The organism is Bacillus sp. KICET-3, assembly GCF_033261025.1.
Taxonomy (GTDB): domain Bacteria; phylum Bacillota; class Bacilli; order Bacillales; family Bacillaceae; genus Bacillus; species Bacillus sonorensis.
On record NZ_CP137345.1, the window covers coordinates 1505133 to 1521892 of the forward strand.

The following is a 16760-nucleotide window of genomic DNA, read 5'->3' on the forward strand; positions in this document are numbered from 1 at the left end:
ATAATGAAAAGATAGTTTAAGAAAAAGAGGGTTTTCAAACAATGGAATCATATATGAAACAGCAATTAAATCATTATCAAGAGATCAATAATGAAAAAGCGCGCCTGCTTGTCAGCTGTCCGGATCAGCCGGGTATCGTCGCGGCGGTTTCTGCGTTTTTATTTGAAAACGGCGCGAATATTATTGAATCCAGCCAATATACGACAGATCCCGAAGGCGGCCGCTTCTTTCTGAGAATCGAATTTGAAGCCCCGGGAATCCGTGAAAAAATCGCCAAGATGAAAGAAACGTTCGCTTCTGTGGCGGAGTCTTTCCAAATGACTTGGAGCATCACCCTTGCCAGCGAATTAAAGCGGGTCGTCATATTTGTTTCAAAAGAGCTTCACTGTTTGCATGAGCTCTTATGGGAATGGCAGAGCGGCAATTTGATGGCTGAGATTGCCGCGGTCATCAGCAACCATGAGGATGGAAGGGAAATCGTTGAATCGCTCAACATCCCGTTTCTATATTTGAAAGCCAACAAAGACATTCGCAAAGAAGTCGAAGCGCAGCAGCTCAAATGGCTTGAAGAGTATCGCGCAGACGTCATCGTCCTTGCCCGCTACATGCAGATCCTGACGCCTGAATTCGTCTCAGCGCATCCGCACAAAATCATCAATATCCATCATTCATTCCTGCCCGCTTTTGTCGGCGCCAACCCGTATAAACGCGCATATGAACGGGGCGTTAAATTAATCGGGGCGACCTCCCATTATGTCACAAATGAATTGGATGAAGGTCCGATTATTGAACAGGATATTGAACGCGTCGATCACAGGGATAATGTTGAGGCCCTGAAAAACATCGGCCGGACGATTGAGCGGAGCGTCCTCGCAAGGGCGGTCAAATGGCATTTGGAAGACCGGATTATCGTCCACGGCAACAAAACGATCGTTTTCAACTAAAAAACGGATGGATTACATCTTGACAGAAGCCGTTTTCCTCGGCATAATGATAAAAAATCAGCGAGCGTTGAAGAGGACCAGTACGCAGTTCTTTCTGTGAAAGAGAGTGAAATGACATGCTGAAACATTTCACCACATGAAACCTGCCGAACCTGCCTCGGAGTCCTGGAGGGAAAACCCAGGCGCTGCCCTGCGTTACAGGGGAAAGCGGAATGCGCGTCCTGCGCATTCAATGAAGGTGGTACCGCGGAAAGCCCTTTTCGTCCTTTTTGTTTTGGCGAAAAGGGCTTTTTTTATTGGCTTCCGCCTGATCATTTCGGAGGGAAGAAACGTGAAAAAACAACGGATAGTCATTAAAATCGGAAGCAGTTCTTTAACGGATTCAAAGGGCGGTATTGACGAGGCAAAAGTCAGTGATCATGTCCGTGCGATCGCCGCTCTGAAAAAAGAAGGCCATGATGTGATTTTTATTTCTTCAGGTGCTGTCGCCGCCGGCTTTTTTCAGCTGGGATATCCGGCAAGGCCTGTTACGTTAAAAGGAAAGCAGGCCGCCGCCGCTGTCGGACAAAGCCTTTTAATGCGGCAATATACTCAGCACTTTGCAGAACACGGCCTGATGCCGGCACAAATCTTATTGACGAGAAATGATTTTGCCAAAAGAGAACGGTATCGCAATGCATATGCGACCATCATGGAGCTGATCGAGAGAGGGCTTGTTCCGATCATTAATGAAAACGATTCAGTGTCTGTAGAAGAGCTGACATTCGGCGACAATGATATGCTTTCTTCGCTTGTCAGCGGCTTGATTCATGCCGACAAATTGATCATCTTAACGGATATCAACGGCCTTTATGATTCAAATCCGGCGGAAAACCCGGAGGCCCGGCGTTTTGATTATATCCCTGAAATCACTGATGATCTATTAAGCTATGCCTCCTCCATCGGCTCGAAAGTCGGAACGGGAGGCATGAAGTCAAAGCTTTTGGCTGCAAAAACCGCTCTTTCTCTCGGTGTCAATGTATTTATCGGCACAGGAGCAGGAGAAGAAAAATTAAGTCGGATTTTAAAAGGCAGAGGGGACGGCACTTACATCGGTCAGTCAGATTTGTCATCGGTGAACAATCACAAACAGTGGATCGCCTTTCATTCACCCGTATCGGGGAAAATTATCATTGATGAAGGTGCTGAGCTGGCGCTGACCGAAAATGGAAGCAGTCTGCTCCCGGCGGGTGTGACCGATGTGTCTGGTGATTTTGCCAAAGGAGCGGTCGTCGAGGTCTACGGGCCGAACGGATTGGCAGGCAAAGGGCAAACGCTGTATTCAGCGGAAGAGCTTCTCGAAGTGAAAGGAAAGAGAAGCGGGGAATTTCCGCATGAAAAGGGAATAGAAGTCATCCATCGAAATAATTGGATAAGCATAAAAGAATAGGGGGCTGATCAACATGAGCGAAGTGATTGAAAAAGCGAAAAGAGCAAAAAAAGCGAAAGACGAGCTGGTGCATCAGACGACAGAATATAAAAACGAAGCGCTCACGTTAATTGCTGCAGCGCTTCGGGCCAAACAGGACGTCATTTTAGAGGCAAACGAAAAAGACATTGCCGCCGGCAAGGAAAAAGGGTTTTCGCCAGCGCTGTTAGACCGGCTTTCCTTAAATCCGAAACGGCTGAGCGATATCGCGGATGCCGTCATTCTCCTTACTAAGCTTGATGATCCAGTGGGGGAAAGCCTTGAAACCATCCAAAAAGAAAACGGACTGCTTATTGAGAAGGTCCGGGTTCCGCTGGGCGTTGTCGGTATGATCTATGAAGCGCGCCCGAATGTGACGGTCGACGCCGCCACGCTTTGTTTAAAAACGGGAAACGCTTGTATACTCCGCGGCAGTTCATCTGCGATCAACAGCAATAAAGCGCTTGTCAGCGTGATACAGGAAGCTCTTGAAACATCAAAACTTCCAAAGGACGCCGTTCAGCTGATCGAAGATACGAGCAAAGAAACCGCCAAACAGCTGTTTACGTTAAATGATGGCCTGGATGTCCTGATTCCACGGGGCGGCAAAAATCTCATCGACATGGTTGTACGGGAATCAACCGTTCCTGTGCTTGAGACAGGTGCGGGAAACTGCCATATCTTTATTGACGAATCAGCGCAGAGCGATATGGCGCAGCAAGTTGTAATCAATGCCAAAACACAAAGGCCGTCCGTCTGCAATGCGATCGAAACGGTGCTGATCCATGAAAACTGGGCGAAGCGTTCAGTCCAAGAGCTGCTGCAAAGGCTGGAAAAAGAAGGTGTGGAGATTAGGGGAGACCAGGCGGTTTGCGAGCTGCTTCCTTCCGCTGTTCCCGCTGAAGCGCTCGATTGGGAGACGGAGTTTTTGGCGCCGATCGTCAGCGTCAAAACCGTCCGTGATGTGAATGAAGCGATTCGGCATATTCACCGGTACGGAACGCGGCATTCAGAAGCGATTATTACCGAAGATGATCAAAATGCCCGCTATTTTCTAACGTCTGTTGATGCAGCAGCGGTCTATCATAATGCTTCAACCCGGTTTACCGACGGATTTGAGTTTGGATACGGCGCAGAAATCGGCATCAGCACACAGAAGCTCCATGCCAGAGGTCCGATGGGTCTTCAAGCACTGACGTCCTCTAAATATATCATTAAAGGAAACGGACAAATTCGGATATGACAAACTGACATTCCGCCTGAATCTGAAGGCGGAATGTTTTTTTATTGCATCTCTAATTTATATTTTGTAAAATCTAATTGTGCACAATTAAAAATAAAGGAGATCAATCATGAAAAAATTATTATTTACATCCAAAGCTACTGCCAAAGGGGGCAGGGATGGACAAGTAGCCTCCCCTGACGGCGCACTGGCATTGGAGCTTGCCATGCCGGGAACGCCGAAAGCAAAGGAGAAAGGAGACGCCACCAATCCTGAACAGCTGTTTGCCGCGGGATATGCAGCTTGCTTTGACAGCGCGCTCCAGCTGACCGCCAAAAAAGCGCGCCTGCATATTGACACTGAGGTGACGGCCCATGTCAGCCTTCTCAAGGATGAAGCCGACGGCGGATTTAAGCTTGGCGTTACACTCCAAGTGAAAGGAACAGGTATTGAAAAAGCGGAACTCGAGAAACTCGTTCATCAAGCACACGGTGTCTGCCCGTATTCAAAAGCAATTTCGGGAAATGTCGATGTCATACTTGAGGTCATGTCGTAAAAAAAGGGCGCCTTCCATTGAAGGCGCCTATTCGGCTTTATAACAGGCATTTGACTTACGCTTTACCGTTTTCCTTTGTCAAGGAATCAAGAAGAGTACGGAGCGCCTCCTTTAAATGCATCAGCTTATCAGCAGGCAGGTTTGTCTGTGCCAGCATGTCAGTTGGGATGCATCTTGCTTTTTCTTTCAGAGAGGCACCCTCCGCCGTCAGCTTGACGATAACGGAACGCTCATCCTCAGGGGACCGTTGTCTCGTGATCAAGCCGCGCTGTTCCATTCTTTTCAGCATCGGGGTCAAAGTCCCGGAATCCAAATAAAGAAGCTCCCCCATTTTTTTCACGCTCAAGCTTTCATGCTCCCATAATAAGAGAAGCGCCAAGTATTGCGGATACGTAATGCCGAGTTCATCGAGCAGAGGCTTGTACAGCTTTGTCATCTCCCGCGAACTGGCGTAAAGCAGAAAACAAAGCTGTCTGTCAAGCTTCATATGTTCAAAATCATTTACCATCTGTTCACCAACTCTTATTTGTTCTTTTTTTATTGTATACGATTTTTTCTCCTTTTCCTATTCTTTCACAGACAGAGAATATTGTTCAATTCGCGGTCTATATGTTTAAAAAGTCCGTTTTGTGAAATATAAAGAATAAGGAATAATCGCAAGGAGGAATATAAGATGACGACATTATTTACAGCAAGCGTAACAGCTAAAGGCGGAAGAGCTGGACATGTGAAATCTGATGACGGTGTTTTGGATCACAGCATTGTGATGCCGAATCAAAAAAAAGATGGCGAGGCAGGAACCAATCCTGAACAGCTGTTTGCCGCCGGGTATGCGGCATGCTTTGGGGGAGCTTTGGAACATGTCGCAAAGGAACAAGGCATTGAGATTGATTCTGAGGTGGAAGGCCGGGTCAGTTTAATGAAAGATGAGAGTGACGGCGGGTTTAAGCTTGGCGTTCAGCTCGTTGTTTCAGCGAATGGGCTGGAAAAAGAAAAGGCGGAAGAGCTCGTCAAGGCCGCACATGATTTTTGCCCGTATTCCAAAGCGACGAGGGGAAATATCAATGTCGACCTGCAAGTCAAATAACCTTCTGAGACGGGAAAGCAAACATAAGGTTGTTTGCTTTCTTTTTAAAACATTCGAAAGGGGCAGCATATGAAATATATGGAATTGACACTGATGCTGACTGTACTGCTTGTGTTTACCATGTTCACAGGCTGCGGCGGCGCGCAAGAAAGCGAGCAGCAAAAGCCGGCAGATCAGCACACTCATAAAAAACTTGATTTGAAAAAATATTCTTATGATAAAGGCAGGAATTCAGAAGATGATTTTGATCTGATCGGCCAGTATATTCAAGCCGAGGATGATCAGCTGACGATCAAAGTAAAGGACCGGGAGCTGATTATTCCGAAAAGCAGACATTTTAAGAACAAAGAAGACTACGATGATCTCATGGGAAAGCTTGTGAAGGTAGAGGTGGATGGAAAAAGCCAGGAAGCGGAAGAACTTGAACTGACGCCTCAGGCGAAAGCTGATGAAAACGGCGTATATGAGCAGGAAAGCGACGGCGGCCAAAAAGTGATCGGAACGCTTGTCAATGAAACCGGCCGGAACGTCACAGTCAAAGTGGCATCCGGGAGTCAAACGTTTCAAAAAACAGCGGACTTTGAAAGGGACGTAGCAGAGAGTCCGCAAAAGCTGAAAGGGAAAACCGTAAGGCTCGAGATCCAGAAGGATGGAAAAGCAGAAAGTCTGGATTTTGAGGCGGAAGATCAGCATCTTGATTGGTATAAAAAATGAACCGCAGCCATTGAAAAGGAGCTTTCCGATGAAGGAAAGCTCCTTTATTTAATATTCTGTTTTATCGTCCGTATGCTCCCATGTCAGGAATGGCTCAAGCTTGTCCCGCAGCTCTATGTTGTAAAACGGAATGTTTCGTTCGCTTTGATCTCGTGTGAATTCCTCATAAATAAATGAATCGTCGAAACCGGCTGATGCGGCATCAGAATGCTTTGCCGCGAAATACACTTCCTTCGGCCTCGCCCAGTAAATCGCGCCTAAACACATCGGACAAGGCTCACAGCTTGTATAAAGAATGCAGTCACTAAGCTGATAATCGCCGAGCGCTTCACAGGCAAGCCTGATGGCCGTTACTTCGGCATGCGCTGTCGGATCATTGCTTGTTGTGACATTGTTTTTTCCTTCGGCAATGATTTTGCCATCCTTGACAATGACGCAGCCGAAAGGTCCGCCTGTCCCGTCTTTGACGCTTTCGACGGCAAGATCAATCGCCCGCTGCAAAAATGCTTCATGGTTCATGTCTGTATCCTCCTTGGTTGTCCTCATGTTTTATTATAGCTTACAGACGTAAAAAAAAGAAAATGGTTCAGAATATTCAAATGTTTTAATTTAGACTGTTTCTCACATAAAATAAACATAAGAAGAAAGGATAGGAGAGGATTGTTTGCTTACCTTATATATTGCCAGACACGGACAAACCGAATGGAATATTGATAAGAGAATGCAAGGCTGGGAGAATTCAGACTTAACACCTTTAGGTTTGGCGAATGCGGAGGCGCTCGGTAAAAAGCTGAAAGGTATTCAATTTCAGGCGGCGTATGTCAGTACAAGCGGGCGCGCCGTTGACTCTGCACGGGCGATGCTCCAAAACCGTTCCATTCCTTTTATCAAAGACGATTTGTTTCGCGAGATTTCCCTCGGTTCATGGGAAGGAAAAACATATGACGACATTCAACAACACGATCGGGGCAGGTTTGAAGCCTATTTCAAAGCGCCTGAGCAGTATATTTCCGATGGAGGGGAGAGCTTTGCCGAATTTGAAGTCCGAGTCAGACAGGCGCTTGGCCACATTGTTCACAACCACCAGGAAGGGAGCGTGCTGCTTGTCACGCATTCCGTTTTTATCCTGATGCTCCTGAATATTGTCAAGAACCGGCCGATCAATGAAATATGGAATTCCAGCTATGTCCATGATACGGCGCTTGCAGTTGTCACCATTTCTGAAAAAGGAGACATGACCATTTTAAAAGAAGGAGACGGTGATCACCGAATAAAACAAGCGGATGTGACATGGTAGGCCAATACATATTGACCACCGAAAAAGAAGCCTTATTCCGATAAAAGGCTTCTTTTTTCAAAAGGCGGTTCATGAAGCGCTACGGCTTTGTTGTGTCTTCACGCTGAAGATGTCCGCCATGGCGGCGAGTTATTGGGAACCGTTTCACATCAGAAGCGGCTGCTTTCGTTTAAAAGCCAAGACTGTACGTGAAAGAGAGCCTCCTACAGTTTGGTTGTATGCGAGAAGGCACATATTGTCCGTGATGCTGCTGCTTAACAGTCTGCGTACAGCCCAAAGCTGGTTCCTGCCTTGCTCATCTAGCTGAAAATAGAGGACGCGGCCTTTCAAGAACAGGCCTGACAGGCCGTTTTCTCGCAATTGTTTCAGCAATGCGAGCGGTTCAGATAATAGCGATGCCGTCAGCGTGAATCCGACGGTCGGGCATTTTGAGGCCAAAAAGCTCATAATGGGCGGATAGTCGGCTAAGTATCCGCCGCATTGATAGAGCATCTCCGCCAGCATTTGATCTGTTTTCATCATTTGTACTTCAGTGTGTGAAAGCAAATGCTCCAGATCATCGAGTGTATGCAAGTATCCTTTGAGTTCGTGTTCCATTTCGGTTTGAGCTTGATCAATATCGCTTGTTTTTGCTGTCGTCACACTTGAAAGCAACACTTGCAAATGACGATTCAAAAGACGCATCAAATCGCTGATTTGCTCGTGTGAATACCGAAATTGGCGGGCGAGTGCGTGTAGATCATTTACATTCAGACGAATACTCATTTAAAGCTCCCTGGCTTCCAGCTCAAGCCTTTCAATCTCCTCGGCAACGCGCTGTTTAATGGTCCTCAGCCTGTTATACACGCGGAATTCCACGCGGTCAAGATCGTCCAAAAGGGCATCATACATTTCCCGTGCCTGTCCCCGCCATCCGTTGATATACATTTGATGAGCTTTTAAAATGCATGAACTTTCATGCCTCAGCTCTGTTATGACTGAATTCAATTCTTTGACATAAAGCTTGAGAGAGTGAATGTCGTCATCATAATTTTTTCGTTTTAATCCTTTTTCTGGGGCTTTTCCATCGTCAATCACTACATATTTTCCTTCCCTTCCATCATCTACTACGAATATGTTAAAAGAAAAGAATCTGGAAAGAAATCGTACGAATGAATCAAAAGTCATAATGAGGCATCATCAATTAGAGCTCGTTGAATAATTCTTTAGAACTATAATGAGCGGCGCCCAACAGAAAGAACCACCCGTTGTTTCGGATGGTTCTTTTTGAATTTTTTCGTAACTTAAACGGTTTGGGCCAGCTGATCTCTTGCTTGTTTTGCGGCTTCAACCATATTTTTCAAAGCGGCGATCGTTTCTTCAGGCTGTCTGGTTTTCAAGCCGCAGTCGGGATTGACCCAAAAACGGTCGGCAGGACAGACCTTAAGCGCATCCCGGATAATCGAAAGCATTTCTTCGGCAGGAGGGACGCGCGGGCTGTGAATGTCGTAAACCCCAAGGCCAAGCCCTTTTAAATAAGGGTGCTTCTCAAGGTAATCGAGGAATCCGCCGTGGCTTCTGCTGTGTTCGATCGTAATCACATCTGCGTCAAGGTCTTCAATCGTGTCGACGATATCTTCAAAATTGCTGTAGCACATATGTGTATGGATTTGCGTCGTATCCTTCACAGATGAAGTGGACAGTCTGAAAGCTTCGGCGGCCCATGAGAGATACTCATCCCAGTCGCGTTCCTTCAGCGGAAGGCCTTCCCTTAAAGCCGGTTCGTCAACTTGTATGATTTGAATACCGGCTTTTTCAAGCGCCTCTACCTCTTTTCTAAGGGCATGTGCGATTTGAAAAGCGATTTCTTTTCTCGGAAGATCATTGCGGGCGAACGACCAGTTTAAAATCGTGACAGGCCCGGTCAGCATTCCTTTTACTTGTTTGGAGGTCAGAGATTGGGCGTAAACCGTTTCTTTTACCGTCATCGGCTCTTTAAATTCGACATCCCCGTAGATTACCGGCGGCCTGACGCAGCGGGAGCCGTATGACTGTACCCAGGCGTATTTGGTAAAAGCGAATCCGCCCAGTTTTTCGCCGAAATATTCGACCATGTCCGTCCGTTCGAATTCTCCGTGGACAAGTACGTCAAGACCGATCTCTTCCTGAATATCGATCCATTTTTTTGTCTCGGCTTTGATAAATGACTCGTATTGCTCATCTGACCATTCTTTTTTCCGCCATTTTTGCCGTGCGCTGCGCACTTCAGCGGTTTGCGGGAAGCTTCCGATCGTCGTAGTCGGCAGAACCGGCAGACCGAGGGATTCATTTTGGATGCGGAGACGTTCTTCAAATGGCGTCGGACGTGAAAAGTCGTCCCGGGTCAGGCTGTTTCTTTCTTCGGCGAAAGCCGTGTCCGCGGCGGTTCCGAATTGCTTGAGTGCCTGCAGATGTCCAGCGGCTTCATTAATTTCAGCACGGACGGCCGCTTTTCCGGAAACTAAGCCCTGTTTCAGCAGATTGAGCTCCAACAGCTTTTCCTTTGCGAAAGATAATCCGTTCAGCAAATCATCGGCAAGCTGTTCATCAGGGTGTTTGGCGACAGGAACATGAAGCAGGCTGTTCGAAGGCTGGATCCACACTTCTGTTGCCCCGAGACCGCCGATCAGCTCCGTTATCCAGTCGAGGCGTTCTTCAAGATTGGCTTTCCAGATGTTTCGTCCGTCCAGAATTCCTGCGGCAAGCACTTTATCTTGAGGGAAGCCATGCGCTTTCAGCTGTTCGAGATTCTTTCCTTTGTCATGGACGAAATCAAGCCCGATTCCTTCGACCGGAAAGGAGATCAGCTCCTTGTATCCATCAACTGAATCAAAATAAGTTTGCAGAAGGACATTCGGCCCGGCGACTTCGGCTCTGATCGTCTGATAGATTTCTTTTGCTGCAGCCACTTCATCAGGAGAAGCCGTGACAAGTGCTGGTTCGTCAATTTGCACCCACTTCACGCCTTCTTGTTCAAGCTCTTTCAGAACCTGGATGTAAAGAGGGATCATGCCTTGATAAATATCTTGAATATCCTGTTTTTCATAGCCCTTTGCCAGCGTCACAAAGGTGTAAAGGCCGAGAATGACGGGCTTTGTTTCGATCCCCAATGCTTCTTTTGCCCGGCGGTAGTCTTCGAGCGGCTGATTTTTGGTGAGACGGAATTGTGCGTCTTTTTCATATTCAGGAACGATGTAGTGGTAGTTTGTGTTGAACCATTTTGTCATTTCGCACGATACCGCTTCCTTTGTGCCTCTCGCCATTGCAAAATAAGTATCTAAAGGATCGTTTACATGCTTGAACCTTTCGGGGATCCAGTTGAACATCACCGCCGTGTCAAGAACATGGTCATAAAATGTAAAGTCGGAAACCGGTATGATATCGATTTGCTGATCAAGCTGTGTTTTGAGCGCCGCAATAAATTGTTCGTCCATTTCGTTCAGGAATGTCTCTCGGTCCGTCTTTCCTTTCCAATAAGCCTCAAGCGATTTTTTCCATTCCCTGTTCAAGCCGATTCTTGGAAATCCCAAGCTGCTTGTTTTCACAGTTGTCATTCGATCTCCTCCTTTTAATTTTCAATAAAAAAAGACACTCACTTTCCGGGTAGCCTGAAGGTGAATGCCTGAAAACAGCATATTTGCGAACGAGAAATAAACGTAGCTTTTGTTACGTCAACTCGAACACCTCCTATCGACCGTAGGTAAATGGTGCGTCAGAACAGGCAGGTCTCCTGGCTTGTGAATCAACGGTTATTTCACCCTTCCCGTATCGAAACAGTGGGTTTAATCTGAAATAACCTCCTCATTTACAGTGGCGGGACCGCGTTGGATTTTCACCAATCTTCCCTTTTAAAATCTAGCATTGCGCTAGATTACCATGCTCCCGGCGATGAAATTGTTTAGTAGATTATATACCGTCATGACCTTTTAGTCAAAATAATTTTTGTATTCTTATAATTAAAAAGATTCCATAAAAGTTTTCGGGGAATAAAAAAGGCTGCCGGCATTGTCGGCAGCCCCTGCTGTTTAAAGGGAAAGAAGTTTCTTTTCGCCGGCCTTTTCGGCTAATACCTCAGGCGCGGTTAAATATAAAAAGCCGTTTCCGATCAGCGCTTTTGAGTAATCAAGAGGAAGGGTTCTGCGGATTAATTGGGCATATAGCTCAGGCTCAGTCAACTTCCGTTTAAATGCGTCTTCTTCGAAGGATTTGATCAGGGCGAGCGCGCCGCTCACGTGCGGAGTGGCCATCGATGTTCCGCTCAGCTTCCCGTATTGCCTGTCCGGCAATGTTGACAGGATTTCTTCGCCTGGTGCAACCAAATCAATTTCTTTATTGGCGTTCGAAAATTCCGACGATTCCCGCGTCAGTGATACAGATCCGACTGCGATCACTTCATTATAGGCGGCGGGATATGAGTATTCCTCTGTACGGTCGTTTCCGTCGCCTTCGTTTCCGGCGGCGCAGACAACGAGAACACCGCTTTTGACGGCATTTTCTACCGCTTCTTTTAATTCCGGAACATCGGCAGGGCCGCCGAGCGACATCGAAATGATATCGGCTTTTTGTTCCACTGCGTAATTCATGCCGTTGATGATCCATTCGTATTGGCCGCTTCCGTCTTCGCCGCCGAGAACCTTGACGATTAAAAGGTTTGCCTCGGGTGCAACGCCGGAAACCCCGCCGTTTTGATCATTGGCGGCAATCGTTCCCGCTACATGGGTGCCATGTCCATTATAATCATTGAATTGATCTTCTTTTCCATTGTCATCATCTGTGAAGTTTTTGCCTCCGATGATTCTGTCCGCTAAATCGGGATGGTTGACATCACAGCCTGTATCAAGAATCGCGACGGTGACATCTTTTCCTTTAAAACCTTGTGACCACAGCTCCGGCGCCTTAATCGCATCGATTCCTTCCGGCAGTTCATTAACGTCCATAATCTTTTCGTCCGTCACATAAGGAATTAATCGCATTTGCATATAAAAGCCCTCCCTGTTTTGTGCTGCTTTAGATGGGTTACAAGGTGCGTGATACTATTGTAAAACATTTATTTTGTTAAAAAAAGGTTCATTTGTATGAATTTTATGAAAAATCTAAAAATATAGATAATAGAGGAGAAAAGTCGAATCATCAGGGATAATGTTGAGATTGTAAGCCATAAGACCTAAGTGCTCGATCTAACAGGAGAGAGAATAACTAGATGACATGACGCGTTTCATATTGCGCCGGCAAAAGGGGCATTCTATGTGAAAAAGGAGATGATGTATATATGAAAGAAAAAGAATTCCGCGATAAGGACGAGCTGTCCGTCAATCAGGCGGAATATGTTCCCCATCCGAAGTTTGACGGAGAATATGCGCTGCTGCTTCACGAAAACTACCATTTCCTATCACAAGAAAATATTTCAGATGAAAATGAAGAATAAATGGGGCTTAGATGGTGCACTTGGCGAAAGAGCAGGTTTATTTTTGGCGAAAAAGAGAACAAACGCATTTAGAAAAGGGATAAAACCGTTTTTGTTATTGACAGTCACCCTTTTTTTCTGTAATCTCATTGTGTCCGGTAAATACAGCTCTTCGTTAGGTGAGGCTCCTGTATGGAGATACGCTGCTGCCCAAAAATGTCCAAAGACGCCAATGGGTCAACAAGAATCATCGACATAAGGTGATTTTTAACGCAGCTGGCATGATGCCTATGCCATACAGTGCTAAAGCTCTACGATTGAAGGCGTTAGGGTTTTATTCTGTATGGCTTTTAACACCTTCATTTTTTGAAATAGGTGTTTTTTTATTTTTTGAAAAAAGTAATGAGCCGTATTTCCAAAACACGAAAACCAGGAGGTGTGAGTATGGATTCTCCCCATTCGAGGCGGTATCAGCATACGAAAACATTTATTAAGCACAAAACACTGATTCATCACGAGGAGATCCTTATCCCCCGCACCTTCTGCTATGGTGATGTAAGGGTCTCCTAAAAAAGGAGGTACAGATTGCCATGGTACAAAACATGACATATGATGAACTGATTTTACGAATTATTATTTTGCTTAGAGACGGGAAACGAAAAGAGTTTCAAACCGTTTTAGAAGAATTGCAGCCTTATGATATGGCTATCTTATTTAAAGAAATGCCTGAAAAGCACCGCGGCCGGTATTTGTCTTTTTTAACAGTTGAAGACATTACCGATCTCATGGGCGAGCTTGAAAAAGAAGAACAGCTTACCGTACTGAATAAAGTCGGGAAAGAAAAAGCGGCCCATGTCATGAACAAAATGGACAATGACGATCTCGCCGCCCTTCTTGAAGAAATGGAGCCCGCCTTAAAGGATCAGCTACTTTCAAGCATGGAAGCGGAGGAATCAGAAGCGGTCAGGGTGCTGATGAACTACCCGCCGGAAACAGCGGGAAGGATCATGACAAACCGCTATGTGTGGATTCCGCAGCATTATACGGTGAAAGAAGCCGTGATCAAGCTGAAAAGCTTTGCGGAAATCGCCGAATCCATCAACTATTTGTATGTCATCAATGAAGCCAAACAGCTTGTCGGTGTTTTATCATACAGAGATCTGATTTTAGCCGAACCTGATGAAAAGGTTCAGGATTTAATGTTTACAAGGGTGATCTCGGCTGAAGCCCTTCAAGATCAGGAAGAGGTTGCAAGGCTCATTGAACGCTACGATTTCCTTGCGATTCCGGTTGTTGAAAAGAACCAGGAGCTCGTCGGGATCGTGACGGTCGATGATATTATCGATATCGTCATCCAGGAGGCGAATGAAGACTATGAAAAATTCGCCGCATCGGGTAAAGCGATCACGTTTGATACGAAATCGTATGTGGCCGCTTACCGCCGGCTCCCTTGGCTGATTCTGCTTTTGTTTATCGGCTTGATTTCCGGCAGCATCATGAGTTATTTTGAGGATACGCTTCAGCGGGTTGTCGCATTGGCCTTTTTCATGCCGATGATTGCCGGGATGACCGGAAATACGGGGACGCAGTCATTGGCCGTTGTCATCAGAGGTCTTTCTAAAGAAGAACTCAACAAAAAAACGATTTTTCGCTTGATTTTTCGCGAATTGAGAGCCGGGATCATCATCGGTGTCGTGTGCGCCGTCGTCATTACGGGAATCGCGATTGTCTGGCAGGGAAATTTGCTGCTCGGATTTGTGGTGGGAACTTCGCTTTTTGCCACGCTTATTATCGGAACGATGGCCGGAACGATCGTCCCGATTATTCTCCACAAATGCAATGTCGACCCTGCGATCGCTTCAGGGCCGCTGATTACAACGCTGAATGACATTTTATCTCTTTTAATTTATTTTGGTATTGCAACTGCTTTTATTCATGCATTATAAACAGAGCCCTCCATTTATGGAGGGTTTTTTGCTTGCCAGGCGCCCCCGTCATTTTATATATTTTAGCGAGAGAAGGGGGTTTGGGATATGCCAAGAATAGCTGCGGTGATATTGTGCCTGGTTTTCGGCGTCATTGCCGGCTGTCAGGACAGTGATGATGAAGGGAAAGACCGTCGGCTTGCCGCCGCGGAAGATATGCTTGAGGCCATTATAGAAGATGATCTGCCTAAAATGAAACAGCTTTACGTGGAAGGGGCGACTCCTTCGCCTGAGCAGGTGCTTAAAGCAAAAAAGAAATGGGGGATTTCCGGGCTTAAGATGGATGATTTTCGAATCGCTGAAGCAAGCATCCATGTGTTTCACGCTTCATATAAGATAGAGGGCAGCGGAGAGCCCGGAAAAATCGCGTTTAGAATCCGCAATGATCCAGACAAGGGTGTCATGATTGATTATATCGGACAAATAGCGGACAAGCCGTGACTGACAGCGGGGCGAATCGTTCGATGGTGAACGATTCGTTTTTTTACCGGTTTCTGTATTTAAAATGGGCGTTAAGCTGCCCTTCGAGCATTTTTTTTCGGAGCTGCTGGTCGTTTTTTAGGCTTTGCTCTTTTTTGCGCATATCCTTGAGGATTTCCGCTGTCTGAACGCCGTCCTCGCGTTTGTTCGCGATATCCATCAGCCGCTCCACATCCGTGAAAGAATACTTTCTCGTTCCCCTTGATGAACGTTGCGGGTAGATCAATTTCCTTTCTTCATAGTAGCGGATTTGCCTTACCGATAAACCCGTCAGCTCGCTGACGATTCCAATGGAAATCACTTTTTTATCCTTATAAGAAAGATCTTCGACTGTCATTTTCCCACCCCTAAGATGACTTTTTTTGTATTATATAAGAAAATGCGATAAAAAAACTGACATTTGTCAGAAAATCTAACATAGATTAAGAAATTTTTAAAAAACCACGGAAGAAAAGTTTACAGAAAGGATGCAGCGGGAATATCACCCCTGTATGCTTTAGCTATAGTGCTGATTAGGGGGGGAATATATTCGTGAAAGAACATCAAGCCATCTTACTCGCTAAAGAAATCGTTGCATTGGACAACAAAAGGGATGAGCTGTTCGAGACATTAATGAAGCTCGCCGGAAAAGATGCATTTCCGCTTCTCAGGGCGGTGCAGAACGGCCTGTACCAAAAATCCTCTTGATTTGAAAAAAGGAGGCGGACAACTTTAACATGATCTTCATAAACCATTAACAAACAAGAGGTATTCTTGCCTTATACAATACCACGAAAATGAAAGGAGACCCCATGAGCAAACTGTTGAAAAACGCATTGGAAAAAGAAAGAAAGCATTATTCTGAAAAACTGATGTCAATCGGAGTATATAATCGGGACAATTTGCAGAGGATGACGATCACAGAGCTCAGAAACGAATATTTTTATTTTTTCCGCAAAAACAAAGCCCCTTCTCAAAATAAGATATTTTGAAAAAAAGGGGCTTCTTTTTAATCTGTTCAAAAAATAAGAAGGAGTTTTCTTTCGAATAACGAAAATATATACATATCGAATATAGGAAAAATATCGCCCTTTTTTTTCTTGCTTTGTAAGGGTTTACATTTTTCTGTATTCGTTTTAAGAAAATTGTATAAGAGGTAGATGATATGAGACTTTCGTTTAATGAGGAAGAAGTTCACCGTGCTATGTCACTGTACAAGGTTTTCGCCAGGGCTTTTAAAAGCGTTTCAGAACATAGTATACGGGACAGTAAGGAACATGGCTTTAACCCTACGGAATTTGCTGTATTGGAGCTTTTGTATACAAGGGGAGCCCAAAAGCTGCAGCAAATCGGCTCAAGGCTGCTCCTTGTAAGCGGTAACGTGACGTATGTGATCGACAAATTAGAAAAAAACGGTTTCATCAAACGAGAGCAGGATCCAAAGGATAAACGGTCTGTTTACGCGAGCTTGACGGAAAAGGGCAAATCTTATCTTGATGAGATTTATCCGATTCACTCTTTAAGAATCGCGCGGGCTTTTTCAGGTCTGACAAAAGAGGAGCAGGAACAGCTGATGGCTCTTTTAAAAAAAGCCGGCATCCACAGCCAGCATCTTTTGTTCCGTTAA

General features: G+C 45.6%; 20 protein-coding genes, 2 riboswitches and 1 other annotated feature. Of the genes, 13 read left to right on the forward strand and 7 right to left on the reverse strand.

Annotation, left to right across the window (positions count from 1 at the left end; genetic code table 11):
* The first annotated feature begins 41 nt into the window (after positions 1 to 41).
* The 4 genes from purU (at position 42) to R5H20_RS07590 (ending at position 4169) form a co-directional block, all read left to right on the forward strand.
* Positions 42 to 944 carry a formyltetrahydrofolate deformylase gene (gene purU / locus R5H20_RS07575; RefSeq protein WP_006638500.1) on the forward strand — a complete coding sequence of 301 codons (903 nt, stop codon included), beginning with the start codon at positions 42 to 44 and terminating at the stop codon, positions 942 to 944.
* A gap of 58 nt (positions 945 to 1002) precedes the next feature.
* Positions 1003 to 1215: a binding site (T-box leader), on the forward strand.
* A 60-nt stretch (positions 1216 to 1275) separates the two neighbouring features.
* Positions 1276 to 2373, forward strand: a complete 1098-nt coding sequence (gene proB, locus R5H20_RS07580) for a glutamate 5-kinase (protein ID WP_006638499.1) — start codon at positions 1276 to 1278, stop codon at positions 2371 to 2373.
* A gap of 13 nt (positions 2374 to 2386) precedes the next feature.
* Positions 2387 to 3634: a glutamate-5-semialdehyde dehydrogenase gene (locus R5H20_RS07585; RefSeq protein WP_006638498.1), complete on the forward strand. Its 1248-nt coding sequence runs from the start codon at positions 2387 to 2389 to the stop codon at positions 3632 to 3634.
* A 109-nt stretch (positions 3635 to 3743) separates the two neighbouring features.
* The gene (locus R5H20_RS07590) at positions 3744 to 4169 is read left to right on the forward strand and encodes an organic hydroperoxide resistance protein (protein ID WP_006638497.1); all 426 of its coding nucleotides are present in this window, start codon (positions 3744 to 3746) and stop codon (positions 4167 to 4169) included.
* A 55-nt stretch (positions 4170 to 4224) separates the two neighbouring features.
* Here R5H20_RS07590 and R5H20_RS07595 read toward each other — a convergent pair whose 3' ends face one another.
* Positions 4225 to 4677: a MarR family winged helix-turn-helix transcriptional regulator gene (locus tag R5H20_RS07595; RefSeq protein WP_006638496.1), complete on the reverse strand. Its 453-nt coding sequence runs from the start codon at positions 4675 to 4677 to the stop codon at positions 4225 to 4227.
* A gap of 165 nt (positions 4678 to 4842) precedes the next feature.
* On the opposite strand from R5H20_RS07595, the gene R5H20_RS07600 reads away from it, so the two are divergent.
* Both R5H20_RS07600 and R5H20_RS07605 read left to right on the forward strand, forming a co-directional pair.
* Positions 4843 to 5256, forward strand: coding sequence for an organic hydroperoxide resistance protein OhrB (locus R5H20_RS07600; protein WP_006638495.1), 414 nt, complete (start codon positions 4843 to 4845; stop codon positions 5254 to 5256).
* A gap of 69 nt (positions 5257 to 5325) precedes the next feature.
* Positions 5326 to 5970: a hypothetical protein gene (locus R5H20_RS07605; RefSeq protein WP_006638494.1), complete on the forward strand. Its 645-nt coding sequence runs from the start codon at positions 5326 to 5328 to the stop codon at positions 5968 to 5970.
* Between the two features lie 48 nt (positions 5971 to 6018).
* Here R5H20_RS07605 and R5H20_RS07610 read toward each other — a convergent pair whose 3' ends face one another.
* A complete protein-coding gene (locus R5H20_RS07610) occupies positions 6019 to 6489 on the reverse strand; it encodes a guanine deaminase (protein ID WP_006638493.1) in 471 nt (156 codons plus the stop codon).
* A 145-nt stretch (positions 6490 to 6634) separates the two neighbouring features.
* Here R5H20_RS07610 and R5H20_RS07615 point away from each other — a divergent pair, with 145 nt between their 5' ends.
* Entirely contained in the window at positions 6635 to 7267 is a 633-nt protein-coding gene (locus R5H20_RS07615; RefSeq protein WP_006638492.1) for a histidine phosphatase family protein, read from the forward strand.
* A 144-nt stretch (positions 7268 to 7411) separates the two neighbouring features.
* Here the strand turns inward: R5H20_RS07615 and R5H20_RS07620 are convergent, their stop codons facing one another.
* The 4 genes from R5H20_RS07620 to R5H20_RS07635 all read right to left on the reverse strand — a co-directional run bounded on the left by R5H20_RS07620 (position 7412) and on the right by R5H20_RS07635 (position 12264).
* Entirely contained in the window at positions 7412 to 8032 is a 621-nt protein-coding gene (locus R5H20_RS07620; RefSeq protein ID WP_006638491.1) for a WXG100 family type VII secretion target, read from the reverse strand.
* Positions 8033 to 8344 carry a hypothetical protein gene (locus tag R5H20_RS07625; RefSeq protein ID WP_006638490.1) on the reverse strand — a complete coding sequence of 104 codons (312 nt, stop codon included), beginning with the start codon at positions 8342 to 8344 and terminating at the stop codon, positions 8033 to 8035.
* A 206-nt stretch (positions 8345 to 8550) separates the two neighbouring features.
* Positions 8551 to 10839, reverse strand: a complete 2289-nt coding sequence (gene metE / locus R5H20_RS07630; protein ID WP_006638489.1) for a 5-methyltetrahydropteroyltriglutamate--homocysteine S-methyltransferase — start codon at positions 10837 to 10839, stop codon at positions 8551 to 8553.
* Between the two features lie 148 nt (positions 10840 to 10987).
* Positions 10988 to 11179, reverse strand: a riboswitch (cobalamin riboswitch).
* Positions 11180 to 11310: 131 nt separating this feature from the next.
* Entirely contained in the window at positions 11311 to 12264 is a 954-nt protein-coding gene (locus tag R5H20_RS07635) for a S8 family peptidase (RefSeq protein WP_006638488.1), read from the reverse strand.
* A gap of 290 nt (positions 12265 to 12554) precedes the next feature.
* Here R5H20_RS07635 and R5H20_RS07640 point away from each other — a divergent pair, with 290 nt between their 5' ends.
* From R5H20_RS07640 to R5H20_RS07650, 3 genes are all read left to right on the forward strand, one after another.
* Entirely contained in the window at positions 12555 to 12710 is a 156-nt protein-coding gene (locus R5H20_RS07640; RefSeq protein WP_006638487.1) for a transcriptional regulator SplA domain-containing protein, read from the forward strand.
* Positions 12711 to 12853: 143 nt separating this feature from the next.
* A riboswitch (M-box (ykoK) riboswitch) is annotated at positions 12854 to 13018 on the forward strand.
* A gap of 261 nt (positions 13019 to 13279) precedes the next feature.
* Positions 13280 to 14635: a magnesium transporter gene (gene mgtE, locus R5H20_RS07645; RefSeq protein WP_006638485.1), complete on the forward strand. Its 1356-nt coding sequence runs from the start codon at positions 13280 to 13282 to the stop codon at positions 14633 to 14635.
* Positions 14636 to 14722: 87 nt separating this feature from the next.
* On the forward strand, positions 14723 to 15115 hold the full coding sequence (locus tag R5H20_RS07650; RefSeq protein ID WP_006638484.1) for a hypothetical protein: 393 nt from the start codon (positions 14723 to 14725) through the stop codon (positions 15113 to 15115).
* 43 nt (positions 15116 to 15158) lie between these two features.
* On the opposite strand, the gene R5H20_RS07655 is transcribed toward R5H20_RS07650, so the two are convergent.
* A complete protein-coding gene (locus R5H20_RS07655) occupies positions 15159 to 15491 on the reverse strand; it encodes a MerR family transcriptional regulator (protein WP_006638483.1) in 333 nt (110 codons plus the stop codon).
* A gap of 194 nt (positions 15492 to 15685) precedes the next feature.
* Between R5H20_RS07655 and R5H20_RS07660 the strand changes: the two genes are divergently transcribed.
* The 3 genes from R5H20_RS07660 to R5H20_RS07670 all read left to right on the forward strand — a co-directional run bounded on the left by R5H20_RS07660 (position 15686) and on the right by R5H20_RS07670 (position 16760).
* On the forward strand, positions 15686 to 15841 hold the full coding sequence (locus tag R5H20_RS07660; RefSeq protein ID WP_006638482.1) for a hypothetical protein: 156 nt from the start codon (positions 15686 to 15688) through the stop codon (positions 15839 to 15841).
* A 104-nt stretch (positions 15842 to 15945) separates the two neighbouring features.
* Complete coding sequence (gene fbpA, locus R5H20_RS07665; RefSeq protein WP_006638481.1) at positions 15946 to 16125, forward strand: Fur-regulated basic protein FbpA; 180 nt, start codon at positions 15946 to 15948, stop codon at positions 16123 to 16125.
* 173 nt (positions 16126 to 16298) lie between these two features.
* Positions 16299 to 16760 (forward strand): MarR family winged helix-turn-helix transcriptional regulator, encoded by a 462-nt coding sequence (locus tag R5H20_RS07670; RefSeq protein WP_006638480.1) that lies wholly within the window; start codon positions 16299 to 16301, stop codon positions 16758 to 16760.

Bases quoted from the DNA above. Each gene is read 5' to 3' on its own strand.
- purU (WP_006638500.1), top strand. From the start codon at position 42: ATGGAATCATATATGAAACAGCAATTAAATCATTATCAAGAGATCAAT.
- R5H20_RS07585 (WP_006638498.1), top strand. From the start codon at position 2,387: ATGAGCGAAGTGATTGAAAAAGCGAAAAGAGCAAAAAAAGCGAAAGAC.
- R5H20_RS07590 (WP_006638497.1), top strand. From the start codon at position 3,744: ATGAAAAAATTATTATTTACATCCAAAGCTACTGCCAAAGGGGGCAGG.
- R5H20_RS07595 (WP_006638496.1), bottom strand. From the start codon at position 4,677: ATGGTAAATGATTTTGAACATATGAAGCTTGACAGACAGCTTTGTTTT.
- R5H20_RS07600 (WP_006638495.1), top strand. From the start codon at position 4,843: ATGACGACATTATTTACAGCAAGCGTAACAGCTAAAGGCGGAAGAGCT.
- R5H20_RS07605 (WP_006638494.1), top strand. From the start codon at position 5,326: ATGAAATATATGGAATTGACACTGATGCTGACTGTACTGCTTGTGTTT.
- R5H20_RS07610 (WP_006638493.1), bottom strand. From the start codon at position 6,489: ATGAACCATGAAGCATTTTTGCAGCGGGCGATTGATCTTGCCGTCGAA.
- R5H20_RS07620 (WP_006638491.1), bottom strand. From the start codon at position 8,032: ATGAGTATTCGTCTGAATGTAAATGATCTACACGCACTCGCCCGCCAA.
- metE (WP_006638489.1), bottom strand. From the start codon at position 10,839: ATGACAACTGTGAAAACAAGCAGCTTGGGATTTCCAAGAATCGGCTTG.
- R5H20_RS07635 (WP_006638488.1), bottom strand. From the start codon at position 12,264: ATGCAAATGCGATTAATTCCTTATGTGACGGACGAAAAGATTATGGAC.
- R5H20_RS07640 (WP_006638487.1), top strand. From the start codon at position 12,555: ATGAAAGAAAAAGAATTCCGCGATAAGGACGAGCTGTCCGTCAATCAG.
- mgtE (WP_006638485.1), top strand. From the start codon at position 13,280: ATGGTACAAAACATGACATATGATGAACTGATTTTACGAATTATTATT.
- R5H20_RS07650 (WP_006638484.1), top strand. From the start codon at position 14,723: ATGCCAAGAATAGCTGCGGTGATATTGTGCCTGGTTTTCGGCGTCATT.
- R5H20_RS07655 (WP_006638483.1), bottom strand. From the start codon at position 15,491: ATGACAGTCGAAGATCTTTCTTATAAGGATAAAAAAGTGATTTCCATT.
- fbpA (WP_006638481.1), top strand. From the start codon at position 15,946: ATGAGCAAACTGTTGAAAAACGCATTGGAAAAAGAAAGAAAGCATTAT.
- R5H20_RS07670 (WP_006638480.1), top strand. From the start codon at position 16,299: ATGAGACTTTCGTTTAATGAGGAAGAAGTTCACCGTGCTATGTCACTG.